This is a genomic window from Sphingomonas pokkalii, from assembly GCF_003096275.1.
In the GTDB taxonomy this organism is placed as follows: domain Bacteria; phylum Pseudomonadota; class Alphaproteobacteria; order Sphingomonadales; family Sphingomonadaceae; genus Sphingomonas; species Sphingomonas pokkalii.
The window spans coordinates 533,880-548,362 of the sequence record NZ_QENQ01000001.1; the positions used below are offsets into that span (position 1 = coordinate 533,880).

Consider the following 14,483-nt stretch of genomic DNA (forward strand, 5'->3'; position numbering starts at 1 on the left):
CATGGCAATAGCCTCAAGCCTGCGCGGCCTGCGCCGGATGCCGGTGCGCGTCGCCGACATGCTGCTCGTCGGCAGTGTCGTCATGGTCGTGCTGCTGATGATCGTGCCGATGCCGCCGCTGGCGCTCGACGCGTTCATCGCCACCAACATGACCGTCGGCATCCTGCTGCTGCTCAGCTGCATGTATGTTGCCAAGCCGCTCGATTTCTCGACCTTCCCGACGGTGCTCCTGCTCTCCACGCTGTTCCGGCTGGCGATCAGCATCTCGACGACGCGGATGATCCTCACCCATGTCGACGGCGGCGAGATCATCCAGCAGTTCGGCGAGATGGTCGCGGGCGGCAATCTGGTGGTCGGGCTGGTCGTGTTCCTGATCATCACGATCGTCCAGTTCATCGTCATCTCGAAGGGGGCCGAGCGCGTTGCCGAAGTGGCGGCGCGGTTCAGCCTCGATGCGATGCCGGGCAAGCAGCTGTCGATCGACAGCGACCTGCGCTCGGGCATCCTGACCAAGGACGAGGCGCGCGAGAAGCGCCGCACGCTCGAGCTGGAGAGCAAGCTCCACGGCAGCCTCGACGGCGCGATGAAGTTCGTGAAGGGCGATGCGATCGCCTCGGTGATCATCGTGCTGGTCAACCTGCTCGGCGGGCTGGCGGTGGGGATGCTCTATCACGGCATGTCGGCAGGCGAGGCGGCGACGACCTTCTCGATCCTGACGATCGGCGACGGGCTGGTCGCGCAGGTGCCGGCGCTGTTCTCGGCGATGGCGGCGGGCCTGCTGGTCACCCGCACCACCGACGAGGAGCGCGACGGCGATCTCGGCCCGGCGATCGCCCGGCAGATCACCGGCAAGCCGCATGTGCTGCTGATCGGCGGTGGCCTGGCGATGCTGCTCGGGCTGGTGCCGGGCTTTCCGACGCTGATCTTCTTCGCGCTGGCGAGCGCGCTGCTGCTGGGCGGGGCGTTCCTCCACCCGACGTCCGGCGCCTGGCTGCGGACGCGGCTGGGGCTGGCCTCGGGCGAAACGGCGGTCGCGACCGGCGAGACGCTGATCGCGGCGCAGGCGCTGCCGGTGGTCGACCCGCTGCGGCTCGCCGTTGGCCTGCCGCCGCAGCATCCCGCCTTCCCGGCACTGGCCGATCGGCTGCGCGAGGGCGCGGCGGCGCTCCAGACGCGCACCGGCATCGCCATTCCCGACCTGCGCGTCGTCCCCGATGCCCGGCTGAACGAAGGCGAATGGCTGCTGAGCGCCCATGACGCCCCGCTCGGCGGCGGCGCGACCGACACCGGCGCGCTGCCCGAGGTGGCTGCGGCGCGGGTGGCACAGCTGCTGGAGCGCAATCTCGGCCTGTTCCTCGGCCTGCAGGAGGTGACCGATCACCTCAACCGGCTGGGCGAGACGCACCCGGAAGTCGTCAAGGAAGCCGTGCGTGCCGTGCCCACCGGCCGGATCGGCGAAGTGCTGCGCCTGCTCGCCGAGGAAAGCGTGCCGCTGCGCAACTTCCGCGATGCGATCGAGGCGATCGGCGAAGTCGGCCAGTATGAACGCGAAGCGGTGCCGATGGCCGAACGGGTCCGCGTCGCGATGCGCCGTCACCTGATCGCGCCGCTGTGCGAAGCGGGCCGGTTGCGCGTGCTGATCGTCGGCGCCGATCTGGAGGAGACGATCCGCCAGACCGTCACGCCTGTCGACGGCCAGATGCGCCTCGCGATCAACCCGCACCAGATGCGCGCGCTGGTCGCGCTGCTGTCCACCCAGGTCGCCAGCAGCGGTGCCCGGGCGATCCTCACCGCGCAGGATCTCCGGCGGCCGCTTCGCCTGCTGATTGCCGGCGACCTGTTCGAGGTGCCGGTGATCAGCTTCAACGAGCTCAACCCGGCTGTGCCGCTCGACATCGTCGGCGAGATCAACGCCGCCCCGGAGAGCCTGACCAACCAGATGTCGGACGAGGTTTCCCAATGATCCGCCCGCCGCGTTTCCTGATGGCGCTCGCCTGCGCCGCATTGCTGCCGCTTGTCGCGTCGGCCGAAACCCCGCCGATGGGGACCAAGAAGATCACGCTCACCGCCCGCAACCAGCGGGTGGATGCCGCGGTGGCCGATCTGTTCGGTCAGGCCGGGGTGAAGGTGAAGGTGAGCTCGGCTGTGACCGGCAAGGTGAACGGTGTGTTCGTCGGCACCCCCCGCCAGGTCTGGACGCAGCTGGCGCGCGCCTTCAATCTGGTCGCCTATTATGACGGCGCCGTGGTGCGGGTCTATGCGGCTGCCGAGGTGACCTCGCGCAGCTTCAACGCCGCTGATCCCGACGCCGTGGTCCGCGATGCACAGAAACTCCGCATCCTCGATGACGCGAACCAGGTGCGCGCCGCCAGCAATTCGGTGAGCGCCACCGGCGTGCCCGCCTTCCTGGACCGGGTGGCGCAGCTGGCCGGCACCGCCGGCAATCCGGCGCTGACCCAGGCATCCGCCAACGCGCCGATCGTCTCGCCGCTGCTCGGACCCGCGGCGATGGAGACGGTGACCAGCGCCCCGCTGCGCTCCAAGGTGCTGAGCAGCGCCAGCACGCGGTCGCCCTATGAGGTGCGGATCTTCTACCTCCGGTACGCCCGCGCCGACGACACGATCCAGAAGAGCTTCGATCGCACCATTACCATTCCCGGCGTCGCTTCGATCCTGCGCGGCATGATGGGGGACGGCCGGCCGAGCGCGACCGTTTCCACCGCCGGCAATTTCGATATCCAGCGCCAGTCGCTGCCGCGGCTCGGCGGGCGCGGGATGAACGCGGTGCCGCCCGACGAGGCGCAGCGCAGCTTCGACCAGCAGGGGACTCCGGGGCTCGATACCGTCGTCGTCCGCGAAGCCGCGGTGCGCGACGTCAACGGCCCGCGCGTCGAGGTCGATCCCAGCAACAACGCGGTGCTGATCCGCGACCGGCCGGAATCGATGACCGTGTACGAGGACATCGTCCGCGCGCTCGACGTCGAGCCGCGCGGGGTGGAGATCGAGGCGACGATCCTCGAACTGGACACCAGCAAGCTCAAGGAACTGGGGCTCGATTTCGGCTTCAAGACCGGCGGGCTCGGCGCGCTGTTCGGCGGCAATGCGACCAACCCGACCAACAATTTCTCCGCCGGCAATGTCGGCGCGGCGTACCTGACCGGCGGGCTCGACCTGTTCGCCGCGCGCATCACCGCGCTGGAGAAGACCGGCGCGCTGCGCGTGATCTCGCGGCCGCGGCTGAGCACGCTCAACAACATCCCCGCCGTGTTCAACAACCAGGTGCAATATTATGTCCGCGTCGCCGGCGACCGGCAGGTGGACCTGTTTCCGGTGACGGCGGGCATGGTGATGCGCGTCAACCCGTCGATCCTCTATGACGGCGGCGAGCTGCGCACCCGCATGGCGATCGAGATCCTCGACGGCTCGCCCACCGGTCTCGTCGTCGACGGCATCCCGGCGGTGAAGCAGAGCAGCATCAACACCAGCGCGGTGGTGAAGCAGGGCGAGAGCCTGCTGATCGGCGGCATGACCGTCGAGACCTCGTACGACTATAAGTCGAAGGTGCCGGTCGCGGGCGACGTGCCGATCCTCGGTCAGGCCTTCCGCAAGCGCAAGAAGGGCGACCAGCATTTCGAGCGCATCTTCCTGATCACGCCGCGCGTCGTTTCGCGCAGCAATCAGCAGGCGGGGGCGATGCAGCCGACCTCGGCGACCAACCCGATCCCGCTCCAGCAGATCCAGGCGGCGGCCGATCGCCACCAGAAGCGCCGCCGGGGGAACCGCCAGTGAACGCGCCCTTCGCGCCGGTAAAGCCCAGCACCATGGTGCTGCGCGTGCTCAACGGCCGGCTGGCCGGCGCCGAGCATCGCCTCCACCATGGCAAGTTCGTGCGGGTCGGCCACGGCTTCGAGCATGACATCGTGCTGCGCGATCCTTCTGCGCGCGGTGTCTCGCTCGAACTCGATCTGGGCGATGGCATGGCGTGCGTGCGCGTGGCGGCTGGCCAGGTGACCCTGCTCGGCCGCCCGGTCGCGGCAGGCGAGCAGGCGTCGCTGCCGCCCTTCGTGCCGATGCTGGTGGGATCGGTCGCCGTCGCGATCGGCGCGCCGGAGGATCCGCGCTGGGACGAAGCGATCCGGCTCGCGCCGATGGTCGCGCCCGCCGCGGCCGATGCCCCGGCGCCCGCGCCGCAGCGGGCGGCGATCCCCGAGCGCGTGGCGACGCGGCTTTATCCGATGCGCGGCGCGCTGGCGCTCGACCGGCACTGGCCGGCCTATGCTGCGGCCGTTGCGGCATTGCTGCTGCTTCTCCTGTTCGCGCCGCCGGCGGTGCGCTGGGCTTCGCGCCAGCTGCACGACAGTGCCGGCGAACAGGCGACGCTCGCCGCCGCCGGCTTCCGCGGGCTCACCATCGAGGAGACGCGCAACGGCACCGTGGTGCGCGGGATCGTAAAGGATGATGCAGCGCTCGCCCGGCTGCGCCAGCTGGTTGCGGAGCGGATCGGCCCGGCCACGCTCGATGTCGAGACGATGGAGGGACTGGCTGCCGCCGCCACCGATCTGCTGCGCGCACAAGGGGTGGATGCCGAAGCGGTGCCAAGGCGGGGCAACGCGCTGATGGTGAAGGCGGAGTTCCTGCCCGCCGACCGCCAGGCCGAACTGGCGCGGCTGATCAAGGAAGATGTGCCCGGCATTTCCCGTGTCGTCTTTTCCGCCGATGCCGCGCGCGGCGACCGCGACCTGCAATATTTCTTCTCGGGCTCCGAATATGGCCTCGCCACCTTTGTCGACGGCAACCCCGGCTACATCACCACTGCCGATGGTACGCGCTGGTTCGCGGGGGCGGTGGTGCCCACGGGCCACCGCATCGTCGCCATCGGCAACGGCCGCGCGAGCTTCGAGCGCGACGGCCGGATCGAAGAACTCGTCCTGGGACCCAGCACGCCGCCGTCCCCGGCACCTTCCACCACCCCTGGCGGCGAGATCAACGGAGTGACCACCCAATGACCAACCCGATCAACAGCGCCGTCCTCGGCACGCTCGCCTCGCTCGGCAATATGGGCACGACCGAAAGCCGCACCGGCAAGGGCAACTGGTTCGAGGCGTTCGGCGAAGCCTGGGGCAAGGCGCTCGACACCCAGGCCGATGCGATCACCGCCCAGTCCGACGTGGTGAGCCAGGGCGGCGACAAGCCTTCCGACATCACCCAGCTGACCACCGAATCGATGCGGATGAGCTTCATGGCGAACAGCTCGCACAGCTCGATCGACAGCGTTTCCAAGGCGCTGGAAACCATGGCACGGAAGAACTGACGATGAGCATCGATGCGATCGGCGCGCTGGTCGCGCCGGCCGGGGGGCAGGGCACGAACGGCGTCTCGCGCGCCTTCGAGCTGCTCGCCCCCGGCGGGCATGGCGGTGGCGGCGCCACCGCGCCGCAGTTCGACGCGCGCTTCCAGGCGGCGCTGGAGAAGATGGGCGGGGTGCAGGGCACAATTGCCGCAGGCCCGATCCCGCCGGCGATGCAGGGCATGTTCAACGCGCTCGACCAGGTGAACGTCCAGGCCCGCGCCGTCTCGCGCTATGCCGAGGCGGCCGAGGCGAGCGGCGGCCAGCTGACGCCGGGCGAGATGGTGCAGCTCAACATGAAATGCTCCGAATTCATGTTCCAGGCGCAGCTGACCTCCAACATCGCCAACCGGAGCTCGGACGGCGTGCAGCAATTGTTCAAGCAGCAATGAGCGGCCTGTCTCCCGCGCGCCGCTGGCAGGCGCGGATCGCCGCGCCGCTGCTGGTGATCGCCGCCTTCGGACTTGCCGGGTGCAGCCGGCAGGAAGTCTATGGCAAGCTCACCGAACCGGCCGCCAACGAGATGATCGCCGTGCTCAACCAGGCCGGCATCAGCGCGAGCAAGGTGGCGGGGGAAAAGGGTGCATGGAGCATCGCCGTCGACCAGGCCGATTTCGCCCGCGCGGTGGAGACGCTGCGCGCCCACGGCCTGCCGCACGAGGACTATGACTCGCTCGGCTCGGTGTTCAAGAAGGAGGGCTTCACCTCCACCCCGCTCGAGGAGCGGGCGCGGCTGATCTATGGCCTCTCGCAGGAGCTGAGCCGGACGATCAGCGGCATCGACGGTGTGGTCCAGGCGCGCGTGCACCTGACGATGCCGGAGGCCGATCCGTTGTCGCGCGAGGCCAAACCGTCCGCCGCGTCGGTGTTCGTCAAATACCGCACCGGTTTCGACCTGCGCAGCCACACCGGCGCGATCAAGGCGCTGGTCACCAATGCGATCGAAGGGCTGACCTATGACCGGGTTTCGGTGGTGATGGTGCCGGCCCAGGCCGCGCCGGTGCTGCCGGAAAGCGAAGGCATGATCTCGGTCGCCGCGCTGATGCGCGGGGCGATCGGCATCGTCGCGCTGATCGTGCTGGGGATCGCCGGGCGCGGGCTGTGGCGGATGCGGCGCCCACGCACCAAGCTGCCGGATACGGTGCAGCGATGAACCCCGCGGTGCGAAACGCCAGGCTGGTGCGGCTTGCCCGGCACTGCCCGGAGGGCAGGGGGGCACGCTTTGCCCGTCGGGCGCAGGGCCGGCCGGCGGTACGGTTCGGGGATCTCGCCAAGCTGCCGGCGTGGCTGGACGTGCCGGTGGAGCGGCGATCGCGGATCGCGGCGGCGGCGGGCTTGTTGCGGTATCGCCCGGCGATCGATGCGGAGATTTCCGGGCCGCGGCTGGCGGCGCTCGCCGCGGCTGTCGGCGAAGCCTTGTTCGATGCGGTCTGCGAGGCGCCGGTGACCGGCACGATCGATGCAGACAAGCTCCCGCCGCCCGATCGCGTGATCGAAGCCGGTGCGCTGCTGCTCGAAGCAGGGTTGCCGCTGGCGCTTCGCGACCAGTTTCCGGGCGCCCGCGACGACGGCGTTGCCCGCGATCTGCTGGCGAAGGCGCACCGGATCGCGGAGGCGCTGGGATGACCTACCATCTCGTCCATGCCGATGGCGCGTCGCTGCTGTTCAGCGAACGCGCGGTGATCAAGCGGGAGGAACGACAGCCCTTCATCGATGCGGTGGCGCTGCTCGGGGCCGTCCGTGCGGCGCAGGCCGATGCTGTCGCGCAGGCGGCGGCGGCACGCGACGCCGCCTATGCTACCGCGCTGGCCGGCGCACGGGGGGAGATCGACGATCTGCTCGCGCGCGAAATCGCGGCCTTCGCTGCCGCGATCGAGGCAAATGAACAGGCCCGGCGCGCCGAAATCGCCGAGGCGGCGCTGGCGGCGGTGCACGCGGTGCTCGGCAGCCTCGACGATGCCGTTCTCGTGCCCGCACTGGTCGAGCGTGCGCTCGATCGCCTGCAGCCGCAGGGCGTGGTGATGGTCGCGGTGGCGCCGGACATGGCCGAGCGGGTCGCCGCTCGGCTGGCGGCGACGGCCGATGTCACCATCCTCCCCGATCCGGCCCTCGGCGCCCGCGACTGCGTGATCCGCACCGAACAAGGGCAGGTGATCGCCAGCCTTTCGGTGCAGCTGGAAACGCTTGCCAAGCGCTGGGGCGTGGCATGAGCGATCCGCTGGCGCTGCTCCGGGCGCTCGATGCCGCGCCGATGTTCGAGCAGCACGGCCGCATCGTCGGCGCGCTGGGCACGACCATTCGCGTGACCGGCGTGCGCGCGCGGATCGGCGAGAATTGCGAGATCGTCGATGCCGAGACCGGCTTTTCGCTCTGGGCGGAGGTGATCGGCCTTGCCGATGGCGGCGCGATCCTGACCCCGCTGGGCGATCTGCGCGGCCTATCGATAAACAGCGACGTGATCCTGCGCAGCGGCGAGGATCGGGTGCCCTATGGCGCCGACATGCTCGGCCGCGTGCTCGATGCCCGGCTCCAGCCGCTCGACGGAGCAGGCAGCGTGCGGCGCGGTACCGATCGTCCGATCCATGGCGACGCGCCCAATCCGATGCACCGCCGCCCGATCGACGCGGCGATGGAGACCGGCATCCGCGCGATCGACGGGCTGATGCCGATCGGCATCGGACAGCGTGTCGGCATCTTCGCGAGTGCCGGCGTCGGCAAGTCGACCCTGCTGGCCAATCTCGCGCGCAACGCCCAGTGCGACGCAATCGTGATCGCGTTGATCGGCGAGCGCGGTCGCGAGGTGCGCGAGTTCATCGAGGAGACGCTGGGCGCCGAGGGGCTCGCCCGCTCGGTCGTGATCGTCGCCACCTCGGACCGGCCCGCGATGGAGCGGGTGCGCGCCGCGCATGTCGCCACCGCGATCGCCGAGGGGCTGCGCGACGAAGGCCGGCACGTGCTGCTGCTGATGGACAGCGTCACTCGCTTCGCCCGCGCGCTGCGGGAGATCGGGCTGGCCGCGGGCGAGCCGGCGGTGCGGCGCGGCTTCCCGCCTTCCGTCTTCGCCGAGTTGCCGCGGCTGTTCGAGCGCAGCGGCACCGCCGAGGCGGGCGCGATCACCGCGCTTTACACCGTGCTGCTGGAGGATGAGGAGGGCGATCCGATCGGCGAGGAAGTGCGCTCGCTGCTCGACGGCCATATCGTGCTGTCGCGCAAGCTCGCCTCGCGCGGGCATTATCCGGCGATCGACGTGCTGGGCAGCCTTTCGCGACTGTTCCCGCGTCTCGCCAGCGGGGCGCAGCAGCGCGCCGCGCATGGGCTGCGGGCGATGCTGGCCAAGCTCGACGAGATCGAGCTGCTCGTCCAGATCGGCGAATATCAGCCCGGTCGCGATCCGCTGGCCGATCGCGCGCTTGCCGAACGCGCCGCCATCGCCGCCTATCTGCGCCAGTCCGGCGGCGAACGCACATCGCTGGGCGAAAGCATCGCCCGACTACGTACCTTCGAGGAGATGGACCATGCCCGCTGACACCCGTGCGCCCGTGCTGGCGCGCATCGCCCAGGTGCGGGAACAGCGCCTTGCCCGCGCGCTGGCCGAGGCGCGGGAAGCGGCGGATCGCGCCAGGGCAGGGGCCGTAGCCGCCGAGGCGGCGATGGCGGCGGCGGCGCGCGAGCGCAGCGCGGCGCGCCTGCTGTTCCAGGCAAGCCCGGCCTGCCCGCAGACTCGGCTGTGGATGGAGCAGCGCGTGACCGAGGAGATCGGAGCGGTGGCGCGGGCGAGCGACCAGCGCGCGCGGCATGCGCTGGCGGTCGACGCGCAAGGCGCTGCGGGACGCGCGCTCGATCAGCACCGTGTGCGCAGCGAGAGCGTCGCGACCCACCACCAGTCGCTGCGCCGGGCCGAACGCCGCCGGGCGGAGGAGCGCGCGGAGCCCGAGGCCGGGGCATTTCGCTTCGTGCGAGGCTGGGCATGAACGGCGCATCGACCAGTGGGCAGGTGCAGCCCAGGTCCGTCCCGGCGCCTCGTGATACCCCCGCCAAGGCGGAGCCCGAGGCCGCACCGAAGCAGCGCAAGGCGTTTGCAGACGCGCTGTCCCGACATGCGGGCAAGCGTGTCGCCAAGGATCCGGGGGCGGACAAGGCGGACGGCCTGGCGTCGATCAGCGCCCCGCGCGATTTCGTCGCGCTGTCGGTGGCGGCGCGGCCCTCCGCAACGGGGATGGTGGATCCCGTCCAGCACGCCCAGCTCGATCGCATCGCCGCTGCCATCGCCGAAGTCAGCAAGTCCGCCCAGCCCGAAGTGCACCTCGCGCTTCCGCTCGGCAGCTACCGGGTGGAAGGTGCCGTGCTCGGCCACGATCTCGCCGGGCAGGTGAACGTGCTGCTGATCCCCTCCGCGGCGGTGCCGCCTGCCGTCGCGGCGCAGTGGAGCGAGCAGCTCCACGAGCGGCTGCTCCGGCGCGAGGTGCGGGTGGGCAGGATCGGCGTCCAGGGCAATGCCGTAGCGATGGCGGCGCGGCGGTAGCGCCGCGTCGCTCAGCGGGCGGTTCGGTTGGGGTCCTCGCGCAGCTGGAAGATCGCCGTCTCGATCGCCACGCAGGCATGGTCGGTATCGGTCATGCCCGGCCGGCCATCGGGATCGAACAGCGCGTAGCCGAGGCCGGAGAGCCGATCCAGCACGTCGCTGGTCGGGCTTGCGGCGATCAGTGCCGCGACCTCGCCGGTGAAGTCGTTCAGCGCGCGCGACAGGCGGCCGGCGTCTGCCGGCGCGGCGCCCAGCGCGGCGGCCAGCGTCCGCGCCACCCCCTGGGTGTCATAGGCGTCGCCGGGCCGCAGCGGTGCCCGCGCCCCCTGTGCCAGCCCCAGTTCGCGGGTGAGCGTGCCGGCGACCCGATTGGCCAGCACCGTCATCGCCTGACCGGCCAGCGCCCCCGGCGTCGTGCCGGTCGCCCGGATTCCGCCGAGCGCAGCGGCGCGGAGACCGCCGATTCCGATGGGCTGGGTCATGATCGAATCTCGTCCGTGGAATGGAACATGCCAGCGTGGATAGCGGCTTTCGGGCGTCGGCGCGCTCCACGAATCGCTTAGGCGATGCTAGGGAAGGGCATCGCTGTCTGCGGGAGTTGCGTGATGATCCTACCCCTGGTCGCTGCCGCCGCCGTCGAGATCGCCCCCGCCGATCGCGCTGCCATTCTCGACGCCGCGCACCAGGCGATCGCACGCCGCATCGGCAAAACGCCCAGGCTGGTGGTGCGCACGCTCGGCCACCAGGGCGACTGGGTGTTTCTGATCGCGACGATGCAGGACAAGGCCGGCCGCCCGATCAGCTATGCCGGCACGCCGCTTGGCTCCGCCGAGGCGGAGGGCATGGTCTCAAAGGACTATGTCGCGCTGTTCCGCCGCGTGGGGAAGGGGTGGCGGCTGGTGGAGGAAGCGCTGGGCCCTACCGACGTCGCCTGGGCCGGCTGGGCGGACAAGCACGGTGCGCCCCGGTCGATCTTCGGGTGATCGCTCAGTAGCGCCCGTGTTCGTTGCCGCGCGTCCAATATTCGAAGCTGCGGTCGAGCGCGCGGGTGGAGAAGACCACATGGCCGCGATTGCGCTCGAACCCCATCGCGGGCGCACCGTCGAGCGCCCCTGCCCACCAGCCATTGGCCCGTTTGCCGCTGAACACGGCTTGCGTGCCGCTCCTGCCCTGCGCGCGCAGCCGGGTGGTGCCGCCGGGCCCGGCCTGCACCTGCAGGGTGCAGGGTTCGGGCGGGGCGATGTCGAACACGCAGGTCGCGGGTTCGGCGGCGGCGGCGGCGGCGAGCGCGGCGAGGGGGAACAGGATCATCGCTGGAAGATGGTCGCGGCGAGTTGCGACCGGTAGGCGGAATCGCCGACGATATCGGCAGGCCGTTCATAATATCGGCAGACGATCGCCGCGGCATCGCCGGCGCTGGTCGCCTGTTGCAGCCGGCGACCGGCGGCGCTTTCCGTGCCGGTAAGCTCGTGCTGGACGAAGGCGAGCTGTTCCTCGAAGGTCGAATTGCGGATGTCGTGCCCGGCCCAGGCGGCGAAATCTGCCTGGCGCGGCCCCTCCCACTGCGCGAGCCCATAGCCGGGGCCGCCGCCGATCTGGCGGATATCGGCCTCCATCCGGCTTTCCGCATCGAGATTGGCGGCGATTCCGGCCGCCTGCGCGCGCGTCCATCCCTGCGCCTGGAAATAGGCCATCGCCTGGTCGATGCGGCCCTGGCGGGTCGCGGACGGCGCGCCGACGCGTGTGGCGCCGCCGGCCTCCGCCGGTGCCTGGGCCGCGGACGGCGCGTGCAGGATCTTGGCGCCGTGCGACAGCGCCCAGGAAAGGTTGCCGGTGGTCACCTTCTGGGTGCCGTCGGCATTGCGGTTGTTCGATCCGATCGTCTGGCCGTTGCCGGCATAGAGCACGGTATGCGAGACGCCGCCGCCCTGGATGATGACGACATCGCCGGGCTTGGCCTGCGCGGCGCTGACCTCCGTCCAGCCCTGCGCGCGCAGCGTCTTGTCGAGCTGCGCGACCGAGTCGGTGTGGAGGTTCGCCGGCAGCTGCCCCGCTTCGGTAAGCACTGCCGAGACGAAATTGGCGCAGCACACATTGGCCGGCACGTTCGCGTTCATCGGCAGGTTGTCGCTGCGGTCGCCGCGCAGATCCGCGGCGTTGCGGCCGAGATATTGCCGGGCGACGTCGGCGGGATTGCGCCCCGAGCCGCCGCCCTCCACGCGGCCGACTGCTTCTGCGCCGCCGGTGCTGGGGCTACCGCTGCCGCTGCCCAGCCGCAGCGTCTGGCCGGGCAGGATCATGCCCGGATTGGCGAGGCCGTTGTCGAGCGCGAGATCGTGCCAGTCGAGCCCAAAGCGCGCGGCGATGCCCGAAAGCGTGTCGCCAGCCTGCACAGTGTAGCTGCCGCCGCCCGGCGGGGGCAACGCGATCGTCTGGCCGGGGAAGATCAGATTCGGGTTGCGGATCTGCGGGTTGGCCGCCCGGAGCGCCGCGAGCGAGACGCCGTTCCGCGCCGCGATGCTCGAGAGCGTATCGCCCTGGCGGACGGTGTATCCGCCACTATCGCCGCTGCGGACGCCGCCGGACATACTGGTGCGGCTGATCGAGTCGAGCATGGAACGCCTCCCTGAACCGTCGGCGCAAAACTCGCATCGGCGGCGGTGCGTGTCTCTCGACGATTCGTTTAGGCGGGCGGCGCAGCGCGTCCGCGCGTGGCTAGCGCTTGTCCGCCCGCAGCCGTTCCAGCACCGGCGGCGCGATCGTCATCCCCGCCCTCGTCATGGCGGGCGTCGGCCAGGCACCGCTCGCGACCTGCTGCTTCACCGTCGCGCGATCGGGCGGGGGCCAGCCCAAGCCGGCCTTGCGGGCGCGCTCCACCAGGCGGGTGCGGGCGGCGAGCATTTCCGGGCTGGTGAAGATCACCGGCGTCTCCAGCAGGGCGTGCGCGGCCATGCTGCCGTCGTCGGCGACGCTCCACAAGGTGCCGCCCTTCTCGATCAGCAACTCGGCGATCTCAGCCTGCTCGGCGTCCATCGCGATGCGCACGGGATCGATTCCGAAGGCATCGGCGCGGCGGGGATCGGCGCCATGGCGGAGCAACGTCATCACGCCGCCGAGATGGCCGAACGTGATCGCGCTCCGCATCGGACTCTGGCTGCCTTTGGCCTGCGGATCGGGCGCGGCGCCGGCCGAAAGCAACTGCTCGGCGATCGCCGGGCTGTCGGCCAGGATCGCCAGCGACAGCGCGGCGCCGGGCTTCACGCCATCTTTCGGCATACCGGCCGCGAACAGCATCGTCACTGCGTCGGCGTCGCACCGTGCCACCGCGAAGGTGAGCAGGTCGCCATAGCGGCCGGCGGGGGGCTGGGGGATCTTGGGGTCGTCGACCACGGCGGTCCCGATCAGCCGCGGATCGCGCGCCAGCATCGCCTGGGCTTCCTCGACGCGGCCGTCGAAGATCGCCTCGGCCAGCGCGCGGCCGGCGGTGCCGTTGCTCAGATGCGTGAGCACGCGGGTGCGATCGGGCAATACTACCGCGGCGCGCTTGGTATAGCAGGTTGGCTCGGCGGCCATGCATCCTCCGGTCGGGGCGGCCGCCAGCATCAGCGCGGCGAGGATGCGGAAGCGGCGGGTCACGCCGCCATGGTGTAGGTAGTGGGGCGGGCCCGGGTCAATGTGCGCCCAGGCTGCTTGCGACCCAATCCATCCCGTGCCGGGCAAGCGGCGTATCCTGATACCAGGATTGGCCCGCCGGCTGCTTCGCTTCGAGCGGGATGCGGGTGCCATAGGCCTCGGGAGCATCGACGAGGATCGCCCCCGGAATGCCGCCGATGATCGCCCCGGCGACGCGGTCGCCACCATCCTGGATCGCCGAGAGAATCTCGCCGCGCACGTAGAAGGCGGCGATCTTCGGCGCCGGGCCGTTGCCCCGGATCGCGTCTGCCTGCCGGATCGTGGCGTCGCTAAGCCCGGCGGCGTTGAAGGTCTGGGCGTCGCGCCCGCTGGCCAGCGCCGCCGCGGAGGCGAGGCCGCCGCCCAGCGAATGGCCGGTGATCGTCACCTGTGCCTCAGGGTGGCGGCCGATCGCCTTCGCGATCAGCAGCGCGCGGGTATATTGATCCGAGGGCAGGCCGACGCCTTGCCGGGCGTTCGCCTTCCAGTCGCTGCCGTCGGTGGTGCCGCGGAAGCTGACGACGTAGTTTGGGCCGCCATCGCCCTCTGCCACATAGACGCGGGCGCGGAAGCTGCTCTGCGGCGAACTGAGGTCCTCGGCGCGCAGCCCGATCCTGGCGAGGTCGTCGCCACCGGCGACGCGGTAGCCGGCGGGCGGGGCCGGCGTGTCGTTATAGACATCCGCCGCCATGGCCGCGAGATCGATGGTGGAAGGTCCGCCGGCCCGTTCGGTCGCGAGCGGTGGGGCTTCGCTGCGGACGAACGGGACCGGCGGCGCGGGCTGTTGCCAGGCAAGCAGCTCACGCGGGGGCAGGTGACGGGCCTGGAAATCATCGTTCGCGGCGCGCTGCCGCAATGCCGATGCCGCCGTGGAGGATGCGATGCCGTTGGGTCGCGAAAGCTGGTCAGCTGCCGACATCATGTTCTGCGTTCCTCGCCGAT

The 14,483-nt window shown here is 70.7% G+C and carries 17 protein-coding genes; 12 read left to right on the top strand and 5 right to left on the bottom strand.

The features are described 5' to 3' along the window. The first annotated feature begins 1 nt into the window (after position 1). The 11 genes from DD559_RS02600 to DD559_RS02650 are packed head-to-tail and all read left to right on the top strand — an operon-like array spanning position 2 to position 9,869. A complete protein-coding gene (locus DD559_RS02600; protein WP_116467813.1) occupies positions 2-1,963 on the top strand; it encodes a flagellar biosynthesis protein FlhA in 1,962 nt (653 codons plus the stop codon). Beyond that, the gene (gene sctC / locus DD559_RS02605) at positions 1,960-3,789 is read left to right on the top strand and encodes a type III secretion system outer membrane ring subunit SctC (protein ID WP_116467814.1); all 1,830 of its coding nucleotides are present in this window, start codon (positions 1,960-1,962) and stop codon (positions 3,787-3,789) included. Before DD559_RS02600 ends, sctC begins: the two co-directional genes overlap by 4 nt. Then, a complete protein-coding gene (locus tag DD559_RS02610; RefSeq protein ID WP_116467815.1) occupies positions 3,786-5,006 on the top strand; it encodes a hypothetical protein in 1,221 nt (406 codons plus the stop codon). Before sctC ends, DD559_RS02610 begins: the two co-directional genes overlap by 4 nt. Then, entirely contained in the window at positions 5,003-5,311 is a 309-nt protein-coding gene (locus tag DD559_RS02615; RefSeq protein WP_116467816.1) for a hypothetical protein, read from the top strand. Before DD559_RS02610 ends, DD559_RS02615 begins: the two co-directional genes overlap by 4 nt. 2 nt (positions 5,312-5,313) lie before the next feature. Next, on the top strand, positions 5,314-5,739 hold the full coding sequence (locus DD559_RS02620; RefSeq protein WP_116467817.1) for an EscF/YscF/HrpA family type III secretion system needle major subunit: 426 nt from the start codon (positions 5,314-5,316) through the stop codon (positions 5,737-5,739). After that, positions 5,736-6,500, top strand: a complete 765-nt coding sequence (gene sctJ, locus DD559_RS02625; protein WP_116467818.1) for a type III secretion system inner membrane ring lipoprotein SctJ — start codon at positions 5,736-5,738, stop codon at positions 6,498-6,500. Before DD559_RS02620 ends, sctJ begins: the two co-directional genes overlap by 4 nt. Beyond that, positions 6,497-6,973 carry a hypothetical protein gene (locus DD559_RS02630; protein WP_116467819.1) on the top strand — a complete coding sequence of 159 codons (477 nt, stop codon included), beginning with the start codon at positions 6,497-6,499 and terminating at the stop codon, positions 6,971-6,973. Before sctJ ends, DD559_RS02630 begins: the two co-directional genes overlap by 4 nt. Then, on the top strand, positions 6,970-7,557 hold the full coding sequence (locus tag DD559_RS02635; protein WP_116467820.1) for a FliH/SctL family protein: 588 nt from the start codon (positions 6,970-6,972) through the stop codon (positions 7,555-7,557). Before DD559_RS02630 ends, DD559_RS02635 begins: the two co-directional genes overlap by 4 nt. Further along, a complete protein-coding gene (locus tag DD559_RS02640) occupies positions 7,554-8,873 on the top strand; it encodes a FliI/YscN family ATPase (protein ID WP_116467821.1) in 1,320 nt (439 codons plus the stop codon). The genes DD559_RS02635 and DD559_RS02640 overlap by 4 nt, the downstream gene beginning before the upstream one ends. After that, positions 8,863-9,318: a hypothetical protein gene (locus tag DD559_RS02645; protein WP_116467822.1), complete on the top strand. Its 456-nt coding sequence runs from the start codon at positions 8,863-8,865 to the stop codon at positions 9,316-9,318. Before DD559_RS02640 ends, DD559_RS02645 begins: the two co-directional genes overlap by 11 nt. Then, positions 9,315-9,869, top strand: a complete 555-nt coding sequence (locus DD559_RS02650) for a hypothetical protein (protein ID WP_116467823.1) — start codon at positions 9,315-9,317, stop codon at positions 9,867-9,869. Before DD559_RS02645 ends, DD559_RS02650 begins: the two co-directional genes overlap by 4 nt. A gap of 11 nt (positions 9,870-9,880) precedes the next feature. Here the strand turns inward: DD559_RS02650 and DD559_RS02655 are convergent, their stop codons facing one another. After that, positions 9,881-10,351, bottom strand: a complete 471-nt coding sequence (locus DD559_RS02655) for a hypothetical protein (protein ID WP_116467824.1) — start codon at positions 10,349-10,351, stop codon at positions 9,881-9,883. Between the two features lie 123 nt (positions 10,352-10,474). Between DD559_RS02655 and DD559_RS02660 the strand changes: the two genes are divergently transcribed. Further along, positions 10,475-10,852 carry a hypothetical protein gene (locus tag DD559_RS02660; RefSeq protein WP_116467825.1) on the top strand — a complete coding sequence of 126 codons (378 nt, stop codon included), beginning with the start codon at positions 10,475-10,477 and terminating at the stop codon, positions 10,850-10,852. A 4-nt stretch (positions 10,853-10,856) separates the two neighbouring features. Here DD559_RS02660 and DD559_RS02665 read toward each other — a convergent pair whose 3' ends face one another. The 4 genes from DD559_RS02665 to DD559_RS02680 all read right to left on the bottom strand — a co-directional run bounded on the left by DD559_RS02665 (position 10,857) and on the right by DD559_RS02680 (position 14,463). Next, entirely contained in the window at positions 10,857-11,180 is a 324-nt protein-coding gene (locus tag DD559_RS02665; RefSeq protein WP_116467826.1) for a hypothetical protein, read from the bottom strand. Next, a complete protein-coding gene (locus tag DD559_RS02670) occupies positions 11,177-12,484 on the bottom strand; it encodes a phage tail tip lysozyme (RefSeq protein WP_116467827.1) in 1,308 nt (435 codons plus the stop codon). The genes DD559_RS02665 and DD559_RS02670 overlap by 4 nt, the downstream gene beginning before the upstream one ends. Before the next feature lie 100 nt (positions 12,485-12,584). Next, entirely contained in the window at positions 12,585-13,505 is a 921-nt protein-coding gene (locus DD559_RS02675) for an ankyrin repeat domain-containing protein (protein WP_116467828.1), read from the bottom strand. A gap of 34 nt (positions 13,506-13,539) precedes the next feature. After that, positions 13,540-14,463, bottom strand: coding sequence for a Tle-like phospholipase domain-containing protein (locus DD559_RS02680; protein WP_116467829.1), 924 nt, complete (start codon positions 14,461-14,463; stop codon positions 13,540-13,542). Positions 14,464-14,483: the final 20 nt, after the last annotated feature.